20 protein-coding genes, 1 tRNA gene and 1 pseudogene are annotated in these 23,645 nt (G+C 21.8%); 16 read left to right on the top strand and 6 right to left on the bottom strand.

Features of this window, described 5'->3' with window-relative positions:
• Positions 1-209 precede the first annotated feature (209 nt).
• The 9 genes from mnmG to atpC all read left to right on the top strand — a co-directional run bounded on the left by mnmG (position 210) and on the right by atpC (position 9,028).
• Positions 210-2,117 (top strand): tRNA uridine-5-carboxymethylaminomethyl(34) synthesis enzyme MnmG, encoded by a 1,908-nt coding sequence (gene mnmG, locus AB4W51_RS00005; protein WP_367676838.1) that lies wholly within the window; start codon positions 210-212, stop codon positions 2,115-2,117.
• Between the two features lie 358 nt (positions 2,118-2,475).
• On the top strand, positions 2,476-3,294 hold the full coding sequence (atpB, locus tag AB4W51_RS00010) for a F0F1 ATP synthase subunit A (protein ID WP_367676584.1): 819 nt from the start codon (positions 2,476-2,478) through the stop codon (positions 3,292-3,294).
• A gap of 51 nt (positions 3,295-3,345) precedes the next feature.
• Complete coding sequence (atpE, locus tag AB4W51_RS00015) at positions 3,346-3,585, top strand: F0F1 ATP synthase subunit C (RefSeq protein WP_367676585.1); 240 nt, start codon at positions 3,346-3,348, stop codon at positions 3,583-3,585.
• 117 nt (positions 3,586-3,702) lie between these two features.
• Positions 3,703-4,173: a F0F1 ATP synthase subunit B gene (locus AB4W51_RS00020; protein WP_367676586.1), complete on the top strand. Its 471-nt coding sequence runs from the start codon at positions 3,703-3,705 to the stop codon at positions 4,171-4,173.
• A gap of 11 nt (positions 4,174-4,184) precedes the next feature.
• Complete coding sequence (locus tag AB4W51_RS00025) at positions 4,185-4,718, top strand: F0F1 ATP synthase subunit delta (protein WP_367676587.1); 534 nt, start codon at positions 4,185-4,187, stop codon at positions 4,716-4,718.
• Positions 4,719-4,732: 14 nt separating this feature from the next.
• On the top strand, positions 4,733-6,271 hold the full coding sequence (gene atpA, locus AB4W51_RS00030; protein WP_367676588.1) for a F0F1 ATP synthase subunit alpha: 1,539 nt from the start codon (positions 4,733-4,735) through the stop codon (positions 6,269-6,271).
• 36 nt (positions 6,272-6,307) lie between these two features.
• Entirely contained in the window at positions 6,308-7,180 is an 873-nt protein-coding gene (atpG, locus tag AB4W51_RS00035; RefSeq protein WP_367676589.1) for a F0F1 ATP synthase subunit gamma, read from the top strand.
• A gap of 17 nt (positions 7,181-7,197) precedes the next feature.
• On the top strand, positions 7,198-8,583 hold the full coding sequence (gene atpD / locus AB4W51_RS00040; protein WP_367676590.1) for a F0F1 ATP synthase subunit beta: 1,386 nt from the start codon (positions 7,198-7,200) through the stop codon (positions 8,581-8,583).
• 37 nt (positions 8,584-8,620) lie between these two features.
• Entirely contained in the window at positions 8,621-9,028 is a 408-nt protein-coding gene (gene atpC, locus AB4W51_RS00045) for an ATP synthase F1 subunit epsilon (protein WP_367676591.1), read from the top strand.
• Positions 9,029-9,236: 208 nt separating this feature from the next.
• Here the strand turns inward: atpC and gyrB are convergent, their stop codons facing one another.
• The 3 genes and pseudogenes from gyrB to dnaA all read right to left on the bottom strand — a co-directional run bounded on the left by gyrB (position 9,237) and on the right by dnaA (position 14,335).
• Positions 9,237-11,651, bottom strand: a complete 2,415-nt coding sequence (gene gyrB / locus AB4W51_RS00050; protein WP_367676592.1) for a DNA topoisomerase (ATP-hydrolyzing) subunit B — start codon at positions 11,649-11,651, stop codon at positions 9,237-9,239.
• Positions 11,652-11,854: 203 nt separating this feature from the next.
• Complete coding sequence (dnaN, locus tag AB4W51_RS00055) at positions 11,855-12,967, bottom strand: DNA polymerase III subunit beta (protein ID WP_367676593.1); 1,113 nt, start codon at positions 12,965-12,967, stop codon at positions 11,855-11,857.
• 4 nt (positions 12,968-12,971) lie between these two features.
• Positions 12,972-14,335 (bottom strand): annotated as a pseudogene (dnaA, locus tag AB4W51_RS00060) (chromosomal replication initiator protein DnaA).
• Between the two features lie 462 nt (positions 14,336-14,797).
• Between dnaA and rpmH the strand changes: the two are divergent.
• The 4 genes from rpmH to mnmE all read left to right on the top strand — a co-directional run bounded on the left by rpmH (position 14,798) and on the right by mnmE (position 18,583).
• Entirely contained in the window at positions 14,798-14,941 is a 144-nt protein-coding gene (gene rpmH, locus AB4W51_RS00065; RefSeq protein WP_367676594.1) for a 50S ribosomal protein L34, read from the top strand.
• A gap of 12 nt (positions 14,942-14,953) precedes the next feature.
• Positions 14,954-15,298: a ribonuclease P protein component gene (gene rnpA, locus AB4W51_RS00070; RefSeq protein WP_367676595.1), complete on the top strand. Its 345-nt coding sequence runs from the start codon at positions 14,954-14,956 to the stop codon at positions 15,296-15,298.
• Between the two features lie 215 nt (positions 15,299-15,513).
• Positions 15,514-17,130 carry a membrane protein insertase YidC gene (gene yidC / locus AB4W51_RS00075; protein ID WP_367676596.1) on the top strand — a complete coding sequence of 539 codons (1,617 nt, stop codon included), beginning with the start codon at positions 15,514-15,516 and terminating at the stop codon, positions 17,128-17,130.
• A gap of 91 nt (positions 17,131-17,221) precedes the next feature.
• Positions 17,222-18,583 (top strand): tRNA uridine-5-carboxymethylaminomethyl(34) synthesis GTPase MnmE, encoded by a 1,362-nt coding sequence (gene mnmE, locus AB4W51_RS00080; RefSeq protein WP_367676597.1) that lies wholly within the window; start codon positions 17,222-17,224, stop codon positions 18,581-18,583.
• A 142-nt stretch (positions 18,584-18,725) separates the two neighbouring features.
• Here the strand turns inward: mnmE and AB4W51_RS00085 are convergent.
• Positions 18,726-18,798 (bottom strand) — tRNA-Phe (locus tag AB4W51_RS00085).
• Between the two features lie 335 nt (positions 18,799-19,133).
• On the opposite strand from AB4W51_RS00085, the gene AB4W51_RS00090 reads away from it, so the two are divergent.
• The 3 genes from AB4W51_RS00090 (at position 19,134) to efp (ending at position 22,074) form a co-directional block, all read left to right on the top strand.
• A complete protein-coding gene (locus tag AB4W51_RS00090; protein WP_367676598.1) occupies positions 19,134-19,424 on the top strand; it encodes a co-chaperone GroES in 291 nt (96 codons plus the stop codon).
• A gap of 52 nt (positions 19,425-19,476) precedes the next feature.
• A complete protein-coding gene (groL, locus tag AB4W51_RS00095; RefSeq protein ID WP_367676599.1) occupies positions 19,477-21,120 on the top strand; it encodes a chaperonin GroEL in 1,644 nt (547 codons plus the stop codon).
• Positions 21,121-21,501: 381 nt separating this feature from the next.
• On the top strand, positions 21,502-22,074 hold the full coding sequence (gene efp, locus AB4W51_RS00100; protein ID WP_367676600.1) for an elongation factor P: 573 nt from the start codon (positions 21,502-21,504) through the stop codon (positions 22,072-22,074).
• A 50-nt stretch (positions 22,075-22,124) separates the two neighbouring features.
• Here the strand turns inward: efp and dnaC are convergent, their stop codons facing one another.
• Positions 22,125-22,865, bottom strand: coding sequence for a DNA replication protein DnaC (dnaC, locus tag AB4W51_RS00105; protein ID WP_367676601.1), 741 nt, complete (start codon positions 22,863-22,865; stop codon positions 22,125-22,127).
• Positions 22,866-22,989: 124 nt separating this feature from the next.
• Positions 22,990-23,553, bottom strand: a complete 564-nt coding sequence (rsmD, locus tag AB4W51_RS00110; RefSeq protein ID WP_367676602.1) for a 16S rRNA (guanine(966)-N(2))-methyltransferase RsmD — start codon at positions 23,551-23,553, stop codon at positions 22,990-22,992.
• Between the last annotated feature and the right edge of the window lie 92 nt (positions 23,554-23,645).

Genomic DNA, 23,645 nt, shown 5'->3' on the forward strand with positions numbered 1-23,645 from the left:
ATATGCAAAACGTTTTAATATCATTTATTTATAATAAATATTATTAATTAAATAAAATATTATTAGTATTTTCATATAATCAAATATTTAATATATTTTTTTATTATCATATTTTACAATTTTTTTATTTGTATATTTTTTTTTTTATTTGTATAATTCTATTAATTTTCAAGATCATAAAAATAAAAATTTTAAAAAAGTAGGTTAATATATTTATGACAAAAAATATTTTTGATGTAATTGTTATAGGAGGAGGACATGCTGGAACTGAAGCAGCATCAGCTGCTGCAAGAATGAAAAAAAAAACTTTATTATTAACACAAAAAATTAATACAATAGGTTCATTATCATGTAATCCAGCAATTGGTGGAATTGGAAAAAGCCATTTAGTAAAAGAAATTGATGCATTAGGTGGTCTAATGGCTATAGTCACTGATTATGCAGGTATTCAATATAAAATATTAAACTCCAAAAAAGGACCAGCAGTAAAATCAACAAGAGCACAAACAGATAGAATCTTATATCAACAAAATATGATTAGATTATTAAAAAAACAAAAAAATTTATTTATTATTGAAGATGAAGTTGAAGATTTAATAATCAAAAATGATTTTATTCAAGGTATAATCACTAAAAACAAAAAAAAAATCTATGCAATATCTGTAATATTATCTACAGGAACATTTTTAAATGGTACAATCCATATTGGATCAAATAAATTAAAAGGAGGTAGAATAGGAGATCAATCTTCTATAATTTTATCAAAACGATTAAGAGAAATGCCATTTAAAATTAATCGATTAAAAACAGGAACACCACCAAGATTAGATGGAAAAACTATTGATTATAAAAAATTAAATATTCAACATGGGGATAATCCAACACCATATTTTTCATTTATAAAAAAAAATCATAATAGACCATTACAAATACCTTGTTATATTACCAACACTAATGAAAAAACTCATGAAATTATCAGATTAAATTTTTATAAAAGTCCAATATATCAAGGTAAAATAGAAGGTATAGGACCTCGATATTGTCCTTCAATAGAAGATAAAGTTTTTCGTTTTAAAGACAAAAATAGTCATCAAATATTTTTAGAACCAGAAGGTTTAACTACTAATATTATTTATCCAAATGGAATTTCAACTAGTCTACCATTAGAAACACAAAAAGAAATAATTAATTCTATTGTAGGTTTAGAAAAAACTAAAATCATTCAACCTGGTTATGCCATTGAATATGATTATTTTGATCCTAGAGATTTAAAATTAACATTAGAAAGTAAAATAATTAATGGTTTATTTTTAGCAGGGCAAATTAATGGTACTACTGGTTATGAAGAAGCAGCTGCTCAAGGAATATTATCTGGTATAAATGCTAGTTTATATGCATCAAATTTAGAACCTTGGTTTCCAAAAAGAGAACAAGCTTACATAGGTGTTTTAATTGATGACCTTTGTAATAAAGGCACGACTGAACCATATCGTATGTTTACATCAAGAGCTGAATACAGGTTATTATTAAGAGAAGATAATGCTGATATAAGATTAACTGAAATAGGTCAAAAACTAAATTTGATTGATGAATACAGATGGGAATATTACAATCAAAAAATAATTAAAATAAAACAAACAAAAGAAAAATTAAAAACAATGATTTTTCATCCTAATACAGAATCAACACTATATTTAAAGAATAAAAAATGTATTAATATTAAAAAAAAAATTACTGCTGAAGAATTGTTAAAAAGACCTGAAATTAACTACAAAGATCTCATGAAAATAAAATTAATACCGAATGTTCATTATGAAACCGAAATATTAGAACAAATTGAAATAGAAATAAAATACTTAGGATATATTCGACGTCAAGAAAATGAAATAAAAAAACAAACAAAAAATGAAAATACTAATTTATCTCCATACATCGATTATACAAAAATAGTAGGTTTATCAAAAGAAGTCATATCAAAATTAAATACTTACAAACCAATGACTATAGGACAAGCATCTAGAATTTCTGGAATTACTCCTGCAGCAATATCAATAATATTAATTTATTTAAAAAAAATATATTTAATTAATAAATATAAAAAAAACAATAACAATTAAATTATTTATATATTATTCATAATATAAAATTATATTAATTTTTTTATTTTTTAAAATTACCAATTTAAAAAAATAAATATTTATATATATACTATTTCAAATAATAATAATTATAAATTTATTCATAAAAATTTAAATTTTAATATATATTAAAATAAATAATATTTATTCAAAAATAATAAAAATTATTTTTTGGATAATAAATATATCAATAATTGAGTTTAAATTAAACATCTTAAATACATTTAATTAATTATTTTAAATTTAATCAAAAATATTTTTTATCTTGATTATTTATTAAAATAAATCAATACATTATAAAAATATTATAAATGTAATAAAAGGAAAAATATTTTTTATGTTTTCATCTGGAAAAAGTGATCCTCAAAATTATATTCATCATCATTTACAACATTTTACAATTAATTTAAACAACTTAAATTTTTTCAATAAAAATAGTACATTAAATAATTTTTGGAGTATTAATATTGATTCAATATTTTTTTCTTTTTTTTTAGGTTGTATATTTTTAATTATTTTTTATAAAATTTCAAAAAAATTACAAAAAAAAACACCAGGAAAATTACAAATATTTATTGAAATTATAATAAATTTTATTAACAAAAATGTAACAGAAATGTATCAAGAAAAAAATAAATTAATAGCACCTTTATCATTAACAATTTTTATATGGATTTTTTTAATGAATTTTATGGATTTAATACCTATAGATTATTTACCTATTTTAGGTCAAAAAATATTAGGAATTAAATATATGAGAATAGTACCATCTGCTGATGTTAATATTACATTATCTATGTCAATAGGTGTATTTATTTTAATTTTATATTATAATTTTAAAGTAAAAGGTTTTATTAATTTTATAAAAGAAATAACATTACAACCATTTAATCATCCTGCTTTTTTTATTTTTAATCTTGGATTAGAGTTAGTAACTCTATTTTCTAAACCTATATCATTAGGATTAAGATTATTTGGAAATATGTATGCCGGTGAAATGATTTTTATTATGATATCTAGTTTATTGCCATGGTGGTCTCAATGGATTCTAAATGTGCCTTGGTCAATCTTCCATATATTAGTAATTTTTCTTCAGTCTTTCATTTTTATGGTTTTAACAATTGTATATTTATCCATGGCATCTAAAAAACACTAATTATTATAATAATAATTTAAAATTTTATTTTTACATTAGAGCAAAATAATAATGGAACATTCTAACGTAGGTATGTTGTATATGGCTGCAGCTATGATGATAGGATTAGCTGCAATTGGTGCAGCAATTGGTATTAGTTTATTAGGAGGAAAATTTTTAGAAGGAGCTGCTAGACAACCTGATTTAATTCCATTGTTACGTACTCAATTTTTTGTTGTAATGGGTTTAATTGATGCCATTCCAATGATTGCAGTGGGATTAGCTTTATATATGATATTTGCTATTACATAATTTTATGAAAATATTTTTAATATATAAAATTATTCTTATACAAATCTTTATGCTGTAAACAGCATAAAGATTTGTATTTTATTTAATTACATTTAATTTAATCCAAGGTAAAATAATTTGAATTTAAATGCTACGATTTTAGGACAAACAATTTCGTTTATTTTTTTTGTTTGGTTTTGTATGAAATTTATTTGGCCTCCTGTAATTACAATGATTGAAAAAAGAAAAAAAGAAATTATAGATTCTTTTAATTTGATTAAAAAAAGAAAAACAGAATTATTATTAAAAGAAAATGAAATAAAAAAAATAATAGAACATGCTCATATAAAATCTGATGAAATTATAAAAAAAGCATATATTAGTCAGAATGATATTATTGAAAAAGCAAAAAAAAAAGCTATAAAAGAAGAACAAAAAATAATGGAAACAATGAATTTAAAATTAGAATTAAAATATAATAAAATCAATGAGGAACTACAAAAAAAAACAGGATTGTTAGCAATAATAATAGCAGAAAAAATATTAAAACGTTCTATTAATAAAAAAGACCATGAAAATCTTATTCATCAAATAATATCAAAATTTTAAGAAAAAAAATTGTGAATTACTATATTACTTTATCAAGACCTTATGCAAAAGCAATTTTTAATCTTGCTATCAAAACAGATACTATACAAGATTGGAATGAACAATTATTTTTTTGTTCAGAAATTTCAAAAGAATTATTTAAAAATAAAAAATACAATAATTATTTCAATAATGAAATTTTATTTAAAATATTTGTTACAATTGGGGAAAAACATATTAATCAAAAAACAAAAAATTTAATAAAAATCATGGCTAAAAATAAAAGATTAATATTATTTCCTAATATCTTTAATTTTTTTTGTAATCTAAAAAATAATTATAATAATATAATTAATTTAGAAATTGTATCATCTTTTCAATTAGAATTAAAAATTTTAAATATTGTTCATGAAAGACTATTACAATATTTTTCTAAAAAAATTATTTTTAAACATACTATTGATAATAGTATTATCGGTGGGTTAATTATTAAAATAGATGATCAAATTATTGATTGTTCAATTTTAAATCAAATTAAAAAATTAAATAACATATTAAATTTTTAAGAGAAAAATAATGTATGCAATTAAATGCTATTGAAATAAGTGAATTAATACAAAAAAGAATTACTCAATTTGAAATTGAGTATAAAATGGAAAATGAAGGAAAAATTATTTCTGTTGTTGATGGTATTATAAAAATATATGGTTTATCTCAAGTAATGCAAGGTGAAATGTTGTTAATACCATCATGCAAAACATTTGCAATTGCTTTAAATTTAGAAAGAGATTCAGTCAGTGCTATTATTATGGGACCTTATACACATATCACTGAAAATATGACTATTAAATGTACGGGTAAAATACTAGAAGTTCCTGTAGGAGAAGAATTGCTAGGAAGAGTAGTAAATACATTAGGTGAACCAATTGATGGAAAAGGAATAATTAATTATAAACAATTTTCTTCTGTTGAAAACCATGCTCCAAACGTCATTAACAGAAAATCTATTCATGAACCCATCCAAACTGGTTATAAATGTATAGATACTATTATTCCTATTGGAAAAGGTCAAAGAGAATTAATTATAGGAGATAGACAAACAGGAAAAACAACACTTGCTATAGATACAATTATTAATCAAAAAAAAACAAATATAAAATGTATTTATGTTTCTATAGGACAAAAAATCTCTAATGTTGTAAATATTGTTGAACAATTAAAAAATCATAAAGCATTACATAATACTATTATATTAGTAGCTTCAGCATCAGAATCAGCTGCTTTACAATATTTATCACCATATTCTGGATGTTCCATGGGTGAATATTTTAGGAATAAAGGTGAAGACGCTTTAATAATTTATGACGATTTATCTAAACATGCTATAGCATATAGACAAATTTCTTTACTATTAAAAAGACCACCTGGACGTGAAGCATATCCTGGAGATATATTTTATTTACATTCGCGATTATTAGAAAGATCAGCATGTATTAATGAAAATTATGTAGAAAAATTGACTAAAGGAAAAATAAAAAATAAAACAGGATCATTAACAGCATTACCCATTATTGAAACCCAAGAAGGAGATGTTTCTGCTTTTGTACCGACTAATGTTATTTCAATTACAGATGGACAAATATTTTTAGAAAGTAATTTATTTAATTCTGGTATTAGACCAGCAGTAAATCCAGGAATTTCAGTTTCTCGGATTGGAAGTGCTGCACAAACTCAAATAATTAAAAAATTATCTGGAGGAATTAGAACAGCATTAGCTCAATATAGAGAATTAGAAGCTTTCTCACAATTTTCTTCAGATTTAGATGATGTTACTAAAAAACAATTAATAAATGGGCAAAAAATAACTGAATTACTAAAACAAAAACAACATATGCCATTATCTATAGCAGAACAAGCTATACTTTTATTTGCTTCAGAAAATAATTATTTTGATGATATTGAAGTTAAAGATATTACTTTATTTGAATATAAATTATTAGAATTATTTAATGATAAACATAAACAACTAATACACAATATTAATAAAAATGGTTTATATAATGAAGAAATAAAAAATGAATTTCATTTAATTATTAAAAAAATTAATATAAAAGAATAAAACAAATTTTTTAAAAACGATAATTCAGGAATCATCATGGCTGTAGTAAAAGAAATAAAAAATAAAATTAATAGTATTATTAATACAAAAAAAATTACAAAAGCCATGGAAATGGTTGCTGTATCTAAAATGAAAAAAATTCAAGAAAAATTATTTAATTGTCGTCCATATTATGAAAATTTAATTAAAGTAATCAATCATATTACTTATGCTAATTTAGAATACAAACATCAATATTTTCAAAAAAGAAAAGTTAAAAATATCGGAATTATAATTATTTCTACTGATAGAGGTTTATGTAGTAATTTAAATACTAATCTTTTTAAAAAAATATTATTATATATTGAAAAGTATTCAAAAAAAAATATTACATTTAAATTAATTATTTTTGGATCTAAAGGTTGGAAATTTTTTAATGATTTAAATATTAATATATTAGGTGGAATGACAGGTATTCATGAAAAAATAAATATTTCTGAATTATTAGGACATATTCATATTTTCTTAAAAGAATATAATCAAAAATCAATTGATAAAATATCTATTGCTTATAATCATTTTTACAATACTATGATACAAAAACCCAAAATTATTAATTTATTACCAATAAATCAGACAATACAACAAGATGCAATCACAAGATGGGATTATATATATGAACCAAATTCCAAAATATTGCTAGATACCTTGTTAAACCGATTTATTGAATCTCAAATTTATCAAAGTATTTTAGAAAATTTAACAAGTGAACAAGCAGCTAGAATGATTGCGATGAAAACAGCAACTGATAATAGTAGTAATGTAATTAAAGAATTAAAATTAATTTATAATAAAGCACGTCAATCTTCAATAACACAAGAATTAATTGAAATTATTTCAGGTGCTTCTGTAATTTCAACTAATGAATAAAATAATTCGAGGTTTAGATGTCTGCTGGAAAAATTATTCAAATTATTGGTTCTGTAATTGATGTTGAATTTTCAACAAAATGTGTACCTAAAATATATCATGCTTTAGAAGTTCATAATAAAGGTTCTAAAATAATTTTAGAAGTACAACAACAATTAGGTTCAGGAATAGTAAGAACTATTTCTATGGGATCTTCTGATGGATTAAAAAGAGGATTATCTGTAATTAATTTACAACATGCTATAAAAGTTCCAGTTGGATCTTCTACATTAGGTAGAATAATGAATGTTTTAGGTCATCCAATTGATATGAAAAATGAATTTAAAAATAAAAATGGAGACCAAATTGAATATTGGGAAATACATCGCAATCCTCCAAAATATGAAGATCAATCTATTTCACAAGAAATATTAGAGACTGGAATAAAAGTTATAGATTTAATGTGTCCTTTTGCTAAAGGTGGAAAAGTAGGTTTGTTTGGAGGTGCTGGAGTAGGTAAAACAGTTAACATGATGGAATTAATTCGAAATATTGCCATAGCACATTCTGGATACTCTGTATTTACTGGAGTTGGGGAAAGAACAAGAGAAGGTAATGATTTTTACCATGAAATGAAAGCTTCAAAAGTATTAAATAAAGTTGCATTAGTATATGGTCAAATGAATGAACCTCCTGGTAATAGACTCAGAGTTGCATTTACAGGTTTAACTTTAGCTGAAAAGTTTAGAGATGAAGGAAAAGATGTTTTATTTTTTATTGATAACATATACCGTTATACTTTAGCAGGCACAGAAGTTTCAGCATTATTAGGTAGAATGCCATCAGCTGTTGGATATCAACCAACTTTAGCTGAAGAGATGGGGAAATTACAAGAAAGAATTACTTCAACTAAAAAAGGATCAATTACTTCTATTCAAGCTATTTACGTACCTGCTGATGATTTAACAGATCCTTCACCTGCAACAATATTTTCTCATTTAGATTCTACAGTGACATTAAGTCGAAATATTTCTTCTTTAGGTATTTATCCAGCTATTGATCCTTTAAATTCTAACAGTCGATTATTAGATCCTCAAATCGTTGGAGAAGAACATTATCAAACAGCTTTAAAAGTACAATCTATTTTACAACGTTATCAAGAACTAAAAGATATAATTGCAATTTTAGGAATGGACGAATTATCATCAGATGATCAAATACTTGTAAGTAGGGCAAGAAAAATACAACGATTTTTATCTCAACCATTTTTTGTAGCGGAAGTATTTACTGGATGTATCGGTAAATATGTTACATTAAAAGATACTATTAATGGTTTTAAAAAAATTATTATAGGGGAATGTGATCATATACCAGAACAAAATTTTTATATGATTGGTTCCATTGATGATGCTTTTAAAAAATAAAAACATATAATTTGATGTATTAATACTGGAATACATTATGAATTGTTATCTTAATGTTGTTAGTCTCGAAAAAAAAATCTTTTCAGGAAAGATATTAAAAATAAAAATATCCGGTATAGAAGGAGAACTTGGAATTTATCCTGGTCATTCTCAATTGTTAACCATGATTCAACCAGGATTATTAGCCTTAACCAATATAGATAAAACAACAGAATATATTTATTTATCCGGTGGTATTTTAGAAATACAACCGCAATTAATTACTATTTTATCTGATACAGCAATCCGAGGAGTAGATTTAGATATTGAATTAATAAAAAAATCAAAAAAAGAAGTAGAAAAAATGATTAAAAATAATGTTAACAAAATTGATTTAAAAATAAAATTAATACAAACTATTGCAAAATTGAAAGTTATTGAAGTGATGAAAAAATCAAAAAATTAAAATGTTATCAATGAAAGCTTTTTAATTAAAATTTTAATTAAAAAGCTTTCATTGATTTAAAAAATTTTAAAAAATATAAAATTTTTATGTATATATAATGAATTATATTTAATTATAATAATATTTATAATTATTTAAATTTATTATTAGTAATAAAAATTTTTTTAAAAAATTTTAAATAAATATGATTAAATAGATTATTTTTAGATTAAATATCTAAATTTTGTACATTTAAAGCATTTTCTTCAATAAATTTTTTTCTTGGTTCTACAGAATCACCCATTAATATTGAAAATAATTGATTAGCAGAAATAGCATCTTTAATAGTTATCTGAAGCATATTTCTTGTTTCTGGATTCATAGTTGTCATCCATAATTGCATAGGATTCATTTCACCTAAACCTTTATATCTTTGTATGTAAATATTTTTTAAAGATTTTTTTATTAACCAATTTAATGTGTTTTCCAAGTTATTTATTAGGATTACATCATTATCTTTTTCAATATACAGATCTTTATTAATTAGATGATTAATTTTTATGTTAAATAAAACAATTTTTTTATATGCTTCACTATTAATGAAATCATAGTTTAATATATAAATATGTTTTTCTCCATATGAAGAAACTGTAATGATAGGTTCAAATATTTTTTTTAAAAAATTATATTGCAATAAACCATTATATTGCAATTTATTAAATTCTTTTTTATTTAAACAATTAATTAAATTATTCATCCATGTTTTTACAATCAAAGAATTATAAAAATTATTTATTACTGGTTGATATATTAATTCATATAATATATTAAGAGGTAAAATATAAGAAATTTTTTTAATTAAGTTTTTAATTAAACAATATTCTTCAATAATTTTTTTAAATATATTTGGTTTAATTAATTTTTTTTCTGGTTTTTTAATATAAACAGAAATTTTTTCTAATGCTATTTTTATTTTATATTTTAATATTTCTTCATCATTTTGAATATATTTTTCTTCTTTACCTTTTTTTACTTTATATAATGGTGGTTGAGCAATATATATATATCCTCTTTCAATAATTGCTGGCATAAATCGATAAAAAAAAGTTAATAATAATGTTCTAATATGTGAACCATCTACATCAGCATCTGTCATAATAATAATTTTTTTATATCTTAATTTATCTGGATTATATTCATTTTCACCAATACCACATCCCAACACTTTGATTAATGTAGTTAATTCTGTTGAAGATAATATTTTATCTAATCTAGATTTTTCTACATTTAATATTTTCCCTTTTAAAGGTAAAATAGCTTGAAAACGCCTATTTCTTCCTTGTTTAGCCGATCCTCCAGCAGAATCTCCTTCTACAAGATAAATTTCAGATAAGCAAGGATCTTTTTCTTGACAATCTGCTAACTTTCCTGGTAATCCTATTAAAAAATCTAATGAATTAGTTTTTCTAGTAATTTCTCTAGCTTTTTTAGCAGCTTCTCGAACACGTACTGATTCTATTATTTTTCCAAGAATTAATTTAGAATCATTAGGATTTTCTAATAAAAAATCAATAAGATATTCGTTAATCAAAGATTCTACCACTGATTTTACTTCAGATGAAACTAGCTTTTCTTTTGTTTGTGAAGAAAACTTTGGATTAAACATTTTTATTGAAATAATAGCTGTTAGTCCTTCTCTAACATCTTCACCAGAAATGTTAATTTTATTTTTTTTATTATATCCTTCTTTTTCTATATATGTATTGAAAGTTCTTGTCATAGCTGATCTAAATCCAACTAAATGAGTACCTCCATCTTTTTGCGGAATATGATTAGTAAAACAATGTATATTTTCTTGAAAAGAATTGTTCCATTGCATCCCTATTTCCACTTCAATCTGATCTTTTTGAGCTACAAAAAAAAATATATGAGAATGAATAGATAATTTATTTTGATTTAAAAATTTAACAAAAGATTTAATACCTCCTTTGTAATGATAACAATCATGTATATTTTTTTTTAAATTCTTTAAATGAATAGATACTTTTGAATTTAAAAATGATAATTCTCTTAATCTTTTAGATAAAACTATATATTCAAATTTTGTTTGTTTTTTAAAAATTTTATAACTAGGCCAAAAATGAATATATGTTCCGGTATTTTTATTAGAATTAAATTCTTCTAATGATCTTTGAGGTACACCATTAAAATACCATTGTTTATATGACATATTATTTTTTAAAACAACTAATTTTAATTTTTCTGATAAAGCATTAACAACTGAAATACCAACTCCATGTAAACCACCAGATATCTTATAAGAATTATCGTCAAATTTACCACCAGCATGTAATACAGTCATGATTACTTCAGCAGCAGATATACCTTCTTCTTGATGTAAATCTATTGGAATTCCTCTTCCATTATCTTGAACTGATATTGAATTATCATCGTGAATTGTCACAATTATTTCAGTACAATATCCTGCTAAAACTTCATCTATGGAATTATCTACTACTTCAAATACCATATGATGTAAACCACTACCATCATCTGTATTACCAATATACATACCAGGTCGTTTTCTTACTGCATCCAATCCTTTTAATATTTTTATATTAGATGCATTGTAATTATTAGACATTCATACTCCTAATCAATATAAATAAAAATGATATTAATTATTTTTGTCCACATTGTTATATTTATTTTATTATCATTTTTATGTATAATAACATTACTTATATATATATTTGTAAAGGATAAAAAATATTTTTAAAAAAAATAATAAAATATTATCTTTAAAAAATATTTTAATGTTGTTGAAAAAAATAAAAAATAAATCAATTACATTCGAATTGGCATAATAATATATTTAGAAAATGTTTTAATTGTATCTTCAATTTGAATACTAGATATTGGTATATTTAATATAAATCTAACATTATCACCTTGAATAATATTTAATACATCTAAAATATAATTTACATTAAAAGAAAATTCTATTTTTTCAAAATTATTTTGATAATGAAGATTGATAATTTCTTCAGCTAATTCATCTATTTGATTATTACTAGTAATTTTTAATTGATTATCACTAATTATAAAAGATATACCTCTAAATTGTTCGTTACATAAAATAGCAACTCTTAATATTGAACTACGTAATAATTTTGTGTTAATTTCAATAATTTTTTTTTTATTACTCAATAAAATATTAGAATAATTAGGAAATTTTTCATCTATCAATTTTGTAGTAAATATTAAATCTTTTTTTTGAATAGATATACTTTGTTTAGTAATAAATATTTTTAACATATCCTTAGAATAATTTAAAATTTTAATTAATTCTACAACACCTATTCGAGAGATAATAATTGAAAATTCTGAAATAAAATTTTGAAATGAAATGTTACAAATAGCTAATCTATAACCATCAGTAGTAACACTACGAATATTATTTTTTTTGATTTCAAATAACATACCATTTAAATAGGATCTGATATCTTGTTTAGCCATGCAAAAATAAGTTGATGCAATCATATATTTTAAAAATTTTTCTTGTAGTATAAAACTAGTTTGAATCGAATTAATGAACTTTGGAAATTTAGGAAAATTTTTACTATTTAAAGTAGATAAAGAAAAAAAAATTTTATTTGATTTTAAAATTATTTTATCATTTTTTAAATATACTTGAATAATAGATTGAGGTGGTAATGAACGACAAATATTTAAAAATTTACGTCCAGGAATAGTTATTGTTCCAATAACATAAGGTGTGGATAAAATAATTTTAGCTATTATTTCTATTTCTAAATTAGTACTTATTAAAAATAAAAATCCTTTTGTAACATTGATTAAAATATTATTAATAATTGGAAAATCAATATTCTTACCTAATAAAATACTAATTTTTTGTACAGATTCTAACAATATTTTTTGTTCTATAGTAAATTTCATAAATTTATATTGATAATGTTTTAATTAAGTTGAAAAAGTCATTATTGATGTTATGATTTTTTTGTATTAATTGTTCTATAGTTCTACATGCATGTAAAACTGTTGTATGATCACGTCCTCCAAAAGCATTACCAATTTCTGATAAACTGTAATTAGTTAATTTTTTTGTAATAGCCATTGCAATTTGTCTAGATAAAACTATTGATCTTAAACGTTTTTTAGATAATAAATCAGTTAATTTAATTTGATAATATTTTGATACCATTTTTTGAATGATATCAATAGTTACTATTTGTGTTTTATTAAATAAATTGTATAATATTTTTTGAACAAAATTAATTGTAATTTTTTTATGATTAAAAATAGATTTTATAATAATTGTATTAATTATTATTTCTAAGTCTCTGACATTAGAATGTAATTTTTTAGCTATAAAATAAGCTACATCTTTTGATAATAAAATATTTTTTTCATAAGCTTTATGAATGAGAATAGACATTCTAGTATTTAACTCAGGTGGATTGATTGCTATAACTAAATCAAAGTTAAATTTTAATTTTAAAAAATCTTCTATTCCTTTAATTTCTTTAGGATAACAATTAGCAGTTAAAATAATTTGTTGATTTCCTTGTAGTAAAGTATAAAATGTATGAAAAAATTCTTCTTTGCATTTTTCTTTATCTGAAAAATATTGAACGTCATCAATTAAAAAAAAATCTACTGATTTATAATAATTTTTTAATCGATCAATTATTTTATATTTTAATGCATAAATTATATTTTTAATAAATAATTTGGAATTAATATATATAATTTTAGCATTTTTTTTATTTAAAATAACATTATTTGTTACCGCATTTAATAAATGTGTTTTACCTAAACCAGTTTTACTATATAAAAACAAAGGATTGTATTTTTTTCCAATATTGTTTGCAATTTGATATGTTATAGAACGTGCTAAATGATTAGATTTTCCTTCTACAAAATTATCAAAATTATAGTTTTTGTTAATATTTGAACAATAAGATAAATTTAATTGAGATTGATTAATATGAATTTGATTTATCATAAAATTATTTTTTTTTTTATTTTAATTGATTTTTCTTTTTCTTTATTTAAAATTTCTTGAATAATTTTAATTTTTAATAAAGGATGATTAGGTCCAAAATAACTATAAAGTAATTGATTAAAATCATGAAGATATTTTTTCTTAATCCAATCTAAAACAAATTGATTTGGAGCATATAATTCAAATATATTATTATTTATTAATTGAGCTTTTAATGGTCTAATCCACATACTAAATTCAATTGGTGACAATTTATTTTTCAAAATAGTTAAAAAATATTTCCAAATATATAATGACACAATATTCTCCATAATTAATAATTTAACAACATAGATTAATAGAAAAATATTTTTTTATATTTTTTATTTTTATAAGATTAAAAACAAATAAAAAAATAAAATTATTATTTAATGTATATTTTAAAAATTATTATTAAAAATATCTTTTTTCATATTTTTAATATTTTATAATTTATGTAATAATTATATATATTTACTATAAAAAATATAAACAATAACAATCAATAAAAATATTTATAATTATATTTTTTTAAAATATAATTTTATTAATGATATATATATTAATAAAAAATATTTTAAACATAAATTGATTTTTATCTTTAAAAAAGATTTTTCAATGCCATAGCCATAAGCAATAACCTTGGTAAATAAATTACATATGATAGAATTGACATAAATTTACTAGAACAATATATATAATGAAAATAAATATATTAATAAATAAAATATAAGGATAAAAAAATGAAAAGAACATTCCAACCATCTATTATTAAAAGAAATCGTAGACATGGTTTTCGTTCTCGTATGTCAACTAAAAATGGACGATATATTTTATCTCGTAGAAGAAGTAAAATGCGTGCTTGTTTAACTGTTTCTTCTAAATAATATCTATATGTAATGTGTAGATATTATTTTAAAAAAAAATTAAAATTATTAAAATCAAAAAATTTTAACTATGTTTTTAAAAAACAAAATAAAGTAATTTACAAAGAATTTATTATATTATCTTGTATAAATAATTTATTTTATCCTCGTCTCGGTTTAATTGTATCTAAGAAAAATATTAATAAATCTCATGAAAGAAATCGTATTAAAAGATTAATTCGAGAAACTTTTAGATTATCACAATATAAATTATCACACATGGATTTTGTTGTAATTGTAAAAAAAAACGCAAAAAAGAATAATAATATAACATTAATTAATATTTTAAAAATTTTATGGATGGAATATTATCAATAAAAAATTTTTTATTCTTGTATTTTAATATATTTCATCAAAAAATTTTTATTAACTATTTTATTTGAATAATTACTATAATTTATTTTATTTAAATTGTATTGTTTTCAAAAAATATATTTTATGAAAATACATTTTAAAAAATTTAAAATAATTTATATTTTTATGAAAAAAAATACATTATTAATTAATAATAAAATCAAAAGAGATTTCAAATAATGGATTTATTAAAACGTAATTTTTTTGTTTTTTCTTTTATATTCATTTCTGTATTATTGTGGCAAACATGGGGGAATGAATTAAAAATTAATCATCAAAATAAAAATCAACAAAATATAATTTTTTCTGCATTGAAAAAAAATAATTTTATTAATAAAAAAAAATATGTAATTTTAGAAAATGATGTTGTTTCTATTATTATTAATCAAAATGGAGGAAATATAGAAAAAGTTATTTTATTAAAGTATAAAGATTCATTAAACTCAATTAAATTATTTCATTTATTAGAAAATAAAAAAAATTTTATTTATCATGCACAAAGTGGAATAATTAAAAATTATCAATTAAATCATTTTAATCATCAAATTTATCCTTTTTATAAGTCTAATAATAAATTATTTAAATTAAAAAAAACAGAAAAAGAATTAAGAATTCCTTTTTATTGGGTAGACAAAGATGGTATTGAATATATCAAAACATTTATTTTAAAAAATGGAAAATATTATCTTAAAATTGAAGATAAAATAAAAAATAATAAAAATATTCCATTAAATATATCCATATATAGACAGTTAAAACAAACTAGTAAATTACCTGTGCAAGAAAAAAATAAAAATAATAACTTTTCTTTACATACTTATCGTGGTTCAGCATATTCGACTGAAAATGAAAAATATAAAAAATTAGAATTTAATAAAAGTAATAATATACCATTAAATATTCAAACTTCTAATGGTTGGATTGCAATGCTACAACAATATTTTATTAGTGCCTGGGTGCCAATTATTCCAAAAGATAATATAATTTATACTAATTTTTTAAAAGATCGTAATCTTTCTATTATTGGATATAAATCTAATGCAGTATTTATAGCTCCTTTTTCTAATTATAGTTTTAAATCTCATCTTTGGATTGGTCCTGCAATTCAAGATGAAATGAATAAGATAGCTAATCATCTTGATTTAACAGTTGATTATGGTATATTTTGGTGGTTATCTCAACCATTATTTAAGTTATTAAAATTTTTTCATATGTTTATTGGGAATTGGGGTGGTTCTATTATTGTTATTACTATTTTAATTAAATTAATAATGTATCCTTTAACTAAATCGCAATATTTATCTATGGCAAAAATGAGAAAATTGCAACCTAAAATTAATCAAATTAAAGAAAAATATCATGATGATCCAAAAAAAATGAGTAAAGAAATAATTTTTTTATATAAAACTGAAAAAATTAATCCATTGAAAGGATTTGTTCCTTTATTAATTCAAATGCCTATTTTTTTAGCTTTATATTATATGTTAATTAATGCAGTCGAATTAAGACATGCTCCATTTTTATTTTGGATAAATGATCTTTCAGGAAAAGATCCTTATTTTATTTTACCAATATTAATGGGAATAACTATGTTTTTAATTCAATATATTTCTCCCAATACCATTACTGATAAATTACAAAAAAAAATTATGAATTTTATGCCTTTAATATTTACAATATTTTTCTTATGGTTTCCTTCAGGTTTAGTTTTATACTATATAATTAGTAATATAATCACAATCTTACAACAAAAAATAATTTCTCGTAGTTTAAAGTATATTAATTACTCAAAATAATAAAATATAAAAATTTTTTTATAAAAATATTAAAATATATTAAAAAATATTAATAATATTTTTTATTTTAAATCAAAAGAAAAATAAAAAAATGATCTTTTATGATACGATTATAGCTCAATCTACTCCAGTAGGAAAGGGTGGGATAGGAATAATAAGGATATCAGGTATTGATGCAGATAAAGCAGCCATTATGGTTTTAGGGAAAATACCAATTCCAAGATATGCAACATTTTCATTGTTTAAAGATAATAAAAAAAATGTTTTAGATGAAGGTATAGCTATTTGGTTTCCAGCTCCTTATTCTTTCACAGGAGAAAATATACTAGAATTACAAGGACACGGTAGTCCTATAATTTTAGATTTATTAATTAAAACTATTTCATCTATTCCTGGTATTAGAATAGCAAAACCAGGAGAATTTTCTGAAAGAGCTTTTTTAAATGAAAAATTAGATTTAATTCAAGCTGAAGCTATTTCTGATTTAATTAATGCTAATTCCGAAAAATCTATTCAACTTTCATTAAGATCGATGAAAGGAGAATTTTCTAAATATATTTATCAGTTAGTTAAAAAAATAAATAATATTCAATTAAAAGTTGAAGGATCTATTAATTTTATTGAACTTGAAGATATAAAATTATCAAAAAATTATATATATAAAAAATTATTAAATATATTAAATGATTGTAATATTATTCATAAACAAGCTAGACAAGGTAGTGTTTTAAAAGAAGGTATTAAAGTAGTTATTGTTGGTCAACCAAATGCTGGAAAATCTAGTTTATTTAATCAGTTATGTGCTGATAACAAAGCTATAGTAACTAATATTAAAGGTACTACTAGGGATGTTTTACATGAATATATTAACATTAAAAATATTATATTTCATTTAGTAGATACTGCAGGATTACGTAATCCTACAAATGAAATTGAAAAAATTGGTATTGATTTATCATGGAAAGAAATTTATAATTCTGATCATATATTATTTGTGATTGATGGTAGTATGAATTTTGAAAAACAATCACAATTATATTTAAAATATGTTGCTCTTTTCCCTAAAAACATAAATGTTAGTATTATAATTAATAAAAATGATTTATTTTTAAAAAAGAATAATTTTTTTAAAAATAAAAATAATTTATTATATTTGTCATCATTAACTGGTGAAGGAATTGAAGCATTAAATCAACATTTATTAAAAACGCATATATCTAATATTGATAATACAGAAAGTTTATTTTTAGCTAGAAGAAGACATTTAAATATATTAAATGAAATTTATTTAATAATTTTGAATAGTAAAAAAAATTGGATTTTATCTCAAAATCTTGAATTATTAGCTGAAAATTTAAATATTGTAAAAAATAAATTAAATGAAATTACTGGAGTGGTAAAAAACAAAAATATATTAGATGAAATTTTTTCTAAATTCTGTATTGGAAAATAATTGTGATTTAAGATAAATATAAAAATTAAATTTGATTTATATAATAATAAAAATATTGTTTTGTTAAAATTTAAATATATCTTTTTTTATTTTGATTTTTAATTCATATATAAAAATTTTTTATTCATATATAAAAAATATATGCCCGAAGGCGGAATTGAACCACCGACACGGGGATTTTCAGTCCCCTGCTCTACCAACTGAGCTATTCGGGCAATATTGTTATTTAATCATTAATTTTCTATTAAAGTCAATCTTTTTATTGATTTTTTAATAAAAAATAATTTTATAAGATATAAATAAACTATTTAATAAAATATATTTATATATTACAAATAATATAATCACTGCATTATATGCTATTATGCTATAATTAAATTTTAAAATTATATCAAATCCATTATATTAATAAAAAAAAACATATAACCCTTGAAAGTTTTAATAAGAATCCTCATATCTGAAGATAAGTACTATTACTTTTAGTATATTTTAATAAATTTTTAAATTTATTAAAATAATTTATTAGATTTATTAAAAGGAAAATTATTACATGAAAATTCGTCCATTACATGATCGTGTTATTGTAAAAAGACAAGAAGCAGAATCTAAATCAGCTGGTGGAATTGTATTAACTGGTTCAGCTGCTAGTAAATCTACTCGTGGAACTGTAATTGCAGTAGGAAATGGTCGTATCTTAGATAATGGTAATATTAAAGCACTAGATGTAAAAGTTGGAGACATTGTAATTTTTAATGAAGGTTATGGTGCTAAAACAGAAAAAATGGATCATGAAGAGGTTTTAATTTTAACTGAAAGTGACATTTTAGCAATTGTTGAATAATAAACAATCTGCTTATTTTTTTAACTAAAAAAAGAAATTGAAGGAATGTCAAATGGCAGCTAAAGATGTAAAATTCGGTAATGAAGCTAGAGTAAAAATGCTTCGTGGTGTAAATGTGTTGGCTGATGCTGTAAAAGTAACATTAGGACCTAAAGGACGTAATGTAGTTTTAGATAAATCTTTTGGAGCACCAAGTATTACTAAAGATGGTGTTTCTGTTGCTAGAGAAATAGAATTAGAAGATAAATTTGAGAATATGGGAGCTCAAATGGTTAAAGAAGTAGCATCGAAAGCAAATGATGCTGCTGGTGATGGAACTACTACTGCTACATTATTAGCTCAAGCAATAGTTAATGAAGGCTTAAAAGCAGTAGCGGCTGGTATGAATCCCATGGATTTAAAAAGAGGTATTGATAAAGCAGTAATTAATGCAGTAGCAGAATTAAAAAATTTATCAGTTCCTTGTTCTGATTCTAAAGCTATTACCCAAGTAGGTACAATTTCTGCTAATGCTGATGAAAAAGTTGGTTGTTTAATTGCAGAAGCTATGGAAAAAGTAGGCAATGATGGAGTTATTACTGTAGAAGAAGGAACAGGTTTAGAAGATGAATTAGAAGTAGTAAAAGGGATGCAATTTGACAGAGGATATTTATCACCTTATTTTATTAATAAACCAGAAACTGGAATTGTTGAAATAGAAAATCCATATATTTTAATGGCTGATAAAAAAATATCTAATGTTAGAGAATTATTACCTTTATTAGAAGCAGTAGCTAAATCCAGCAAACCACTATTAATTATTGCTGAAGATTTAGAAGGTGAAGCATTAGCAACATTAGTAGTAAATTCTATGCGAGGAATTGTTAAAATTGCAGCAGTGAAAGCACCAGGATTTGGTGATAGAAGAAAAGCAATGTTACAAGATATTTCTATATTAACTGCTGGTTCCTTAATTTCTGAAGAACTTGCTATGGAATTAGAAAAAGCAACTTTAGAAGATTTAGGTCAAGCCAAAAGAGTGGTAATTACTAAAGATACCACTACAATTATTGGTGGGATAGGAAAAAAACAAGATATACAAAATAGAATTAATCAGATCCGCCAACAAATTCAAGAAGCTACTTCTGATTATGATAAAGAAAAATTAAATGAACGTTTAGCAAAATTATCAGGTGGTGTAGCTGTATTAAAAGTTGGTGCAGCAACAGAAGTAGAAATGAAAGAGAAAAAAGCTAGAGTAGAAGATGCTTTACATGCAACTCGTGCTGCAGTAGAAGAAGGAGTAGTAGCTGGTGGTGGTGTAGCTTTAGTACGTGTAGCTCAAAAAATTTCTAATATTACTGGTCAAAACGAAGATCAAAATGTAGGTATTCGTGTTGCACTACGTGCTATGGAAGCACCATTGCGTCAAATTGTTTCCAATTCAGGAGAAGAACCATCTGTAGTTACAAATAATGTAAAAGATGGAAAAGGAAATTATGGATATAATGCTGCTACTGATGAATATGGTGATATGATAAATTTTGGAATATTAGATCCAACAAAAGTTACTAGATCTGCATTACAATATGCTGGTTCTGTAGCAGGATTAATGATTACCACAGAATGCATGGTAACTGATTTACCAAAAGAAGAAAAACCAGAAATGAATGTACCATCTGGTGGTGGAATGGGTGGTATGGGCGGTATGATGTAAATTTTTTAAAATTTTTATTAATGTATATCTCCAGGCTATTTTATATAAAAATAGCCTGGAGATTTATTTTTTATTTTATTATAAAATATTATTATAATAATCATCATTAATAATAAAAATAATTACATATATAAAATTTTTTAACAAAATATGTTATTAATTAAACATAATGATTATAATTAATAACATTATTAATAATATTATTTTTGACTGTTTAAATATAAAAATAATTTTAATTATCAAATTAAATTGTAATTAATATTATTAAATGTATTTCATTTTTATTGATTATAAAAAATTATTTAAAAAATTTTAATTTTTATTTAATTGATTTTTATTGTGCGTGTAAACTAAAAATATTATTAATTAATAGAGAAATGTATGACTATATATAACAGTAATAATTTTAAAATTGGTTTAAAAATTATTTTTGAAAACGAACCTTGTTGCATTGAAAGTAGTGAATTTATTAAACCTGGAAAAGGTCAATCTTTTACACGTATTAAAATTCGCAAATTATTAACAGATCAATTATTAGATAGATCATTTAGATCAACAGAATATTTTAAAAAAGCTGATATTTTTGATGTTAAATTATTATATTTATATAATGACAACATTTGTTGGCATTTTTTAAATACTCAAAATTTTGAACAATATTCTGCAGAAAAAAAATTATTGTATAAAAAATTACAATGGTTAATTGAACAAAATTATTATATGACTACTTTATGGAATAATCAGATTATTTCTGTAATACCGAGTAATTTTGTTGAATTAAAAGTAATAAAAACAACACCTGGAATTAAAGGAGATTCTTTAAACAATAATGTAAAAATTGCTATATTAAATAACAATGCAAAAATTAAAGTACCATTGTTTATAAAAACAGGAGAAATAATAAAAGTAGACACAAGATCAAATCAATATATTTGTAGAATTAAAAACAATTAAAAATTTATTTAATATTATTATAATATAGATTATATTTATATTGATTTTTATTAAAATTCATTTCCTTTTATATATTTTCTATAACTATCCCATTCAAAGTTTAACCATAAACTATTACCCAGTCGCATACGATCTATTACTCTTTCACCTAATAAATTAGTCATTCCTCGATAATTTAAATTAGATAACATTCCAGTAGCACGTTTAGAAGATGAACGACGGTCTACTATTTGATTAATAATCACTTTTTCGTAACGTGATTCCGTTTGCATACCTATTTCATCAATCATTAACAAATCGACAGTACTTAAATTATTTAATAATTTCTCTTCTGTATTAGCACTAAAACCATTAAAGGTGCTTTTTATATTTGACATTAAATCAGCAACAGTTACAATTAAAACACTTTTTCCATTTAATATTAAATAATTACCTATTGCAGAAGCTAAATGATTTTTTCCAGTACCTGGTCTTCCAGAAAAAATAAAACTAGATATATTGAAATTAAAATTTTTGGCATATTTTTTTGCACAATCTAACACTTTTTTATGACCATTATGATGTATTCTATAATTATCAAATGAACAATTTATATATAATTCTTTGATTCCTGATCTACCTAAAATTTTTTCCATTTTTGTTGCTTGATTTTCTCTTAAAATGGATTCAGAAGATAATCTTCCTTGTTCTTGATTCCAAGATAATAATTCAGATTCATCTTTAAATTTTGGTTTTATTCTATGAGGTACTAGTTGTTGTAATCTTTTTAAAAGATTTGTGTATTTTTGCATTTTTGTTGATCTCAAAAATATATAATAATAATAAAATTAAAAATTTTAATTTTTAAATTAATTGAATGATTAAAAATATTTTTTAAAATAAAAATCATTTTAAATTAATCAATAGAATAATTTATTACCTACGAATATATAAATAATAAGATACTTTTTTATTATTTTTTTGTTTATATAAATGCCAATTTTTTGGAATATTCAATAAATTAAAATCATTTTTTTTTTCAATATAAATTATAGATTGAGATTCTAAACAATTGTATGTTTCTAAAAAAAATATTATCTTTGAAATCAGTTCTTGATCAAAAGGAGGATCAATAAATATAATTTGATATTTTTCCTTATTTTGTTTTAACCAATGAAAAAAATTATCATGAATAACATTACAATAATTTAAAATTTTTAACCTTATTAAATTTTTTTTTAATTGATTAATAGATTTTTTATTAATGTCAATTAAAGTAACTGATTTTGCAAAACGAGAAATAGATTCTATACCCAGTGCACCACTGCCCGTAAAACAATCCAGACATTTTGAATTTTGAATATCTTGATTTAACCAATTAAATAATGTTTCCCTCATGTAATTAGTAGTTGGACGTATATTATTATTTGAACAAATAGATATTAAACTATTTTTTAAATATCCTCCAATAATTCGAATTTTGCCATAATTACTGTTCATTTTTATATTAAATTTATATGTTATTTATTACTTATTATAATAAAAATTAAGATATATTTAAAATATTTATTATATTACAATAATATTAAACA

It is taken from the genome of Buchnera aphidicola (Eriosoma grossulariae) (genome assembly GCF_964059045.1).
GTDB classification, from domain to species: Bacteria; Pseudomonadota; Gammaproteobacteria; order Enterobacterales; family Enterobacteriaceae; genus Buchnera_D; species Buchnera_D aphidicola_A.

Excerpts from the sequence above, each read along its gene's own strand:
- atpB (WP_367676584.1), top strand. The coding sequence starts at position 2,476 with ATGTTTTCATCTGGAAAAAGTGATCCTCAAAATTATATTCATCATCAT.
- atpE (WP_367676585.1), top strand. The coding sequence starts at position 3,346 with ATGGAACATTCTAACGTAGGTATGTTGTATATGGCTGCAGCTATGATG.
- atpA (WP_367676588.1), top strand. The coding sequence starts at position 4,733 with ATGCAATTAAATGCTATTGAAATAAGTGAATTAATACAAAAAAGAATT.
- atpG (WP_367676589.1), top strand. The coding sequence starts at position 6,308 with ATGGCTGTAGTAAAAGAAATAAAAAATAAAATTAATAGTATTATTAAT.
- atpD (WP_367676590.1), top strand. The coding sequence starts at position 7,198 with ATGTCTGCTGGAAAAATTATTCAAATTATTGGTTCTGTAATTGATGTT.
- atpC (WP_367676591.1), top strand. The coding sequence starts at position 8,621 with ATGAATTGTTATCTTAATGTTGTTAGTCTCGAAAAAAAAATCTTTTCA.
- gyrB (WP_367676592.1), bottom strand. The coding sequence starts at position 11,651 with ATGTCTAATAATTACAATGCATCTAATATAAAAATATTAAAAGGATTG.
- dnaN (WP_367676593.1), bottom strand. The coding sequence starts at position 12,967 with ATGAAATTTACTATAGAACAAAAAATATTGTTAGAATCTGTACAAAAA.
- rpmH (WP_367676594.1), top strand. The coding sequence starts at position 14,798 with ATGAAAAGAACATTCCAACCATCTATTATTAAAAGAAATCGTAGACAT.
- rnpA (WP_367676595.1), top strand. The coding sequence starts at position 14,954 with ATGTGTAGATATTATTTTAAAAAAAAATTAAAATTATTAAAATCAAAA.
- yidC (WP_367676596.1), top strand. The coding sequence starts at position 15,514 with ATGGATTTATTAAAACGTAATTTTTTTGTTTTTTCTTTTATATTCATT.
- mnmE (WP_367676597.1), top strand. The coding sequence starts at position 17,222 with ATGATCTTTTATGATACGATTATAGCTCAATCTACTCCAGTAGGAAAG.
- AB4W51_RS00090 (WP_367676598.1), top strand. The coding sequence starts at position 19,134 with ATGAAAATTCGTCCATTACATGATCGTGTTATTGTAAAAAGACAAGAA.
- groL (WP_367676599.1), top strand. The coding sequence starts at position 19,477 with ATGGCAGCTAAAGATGTAAAATTCGGTAATGAAGCTAGAGTAAAAATG.
- efp (WP_367676600.1), top strand. The coding sequence starts at position 21,502 with ATGACTATATATAACAGTAATAATTTTAAAATTGGTTTAAAAATTATT.
- dnaC (WP_367676601.1), bottom strand. The coding sequence starts at position 22,865 with ATGCAAAAATACACAAATCTTTTAAAAAGATTACAACAACTAGTACCT.
- rsmD (WP_367676602.1), bottom strand. The coding sequence starts at position 23,553 with ATGAACAGTAATTATGGCAAAATTCGAATTATTGGAGGATATTTAAAA.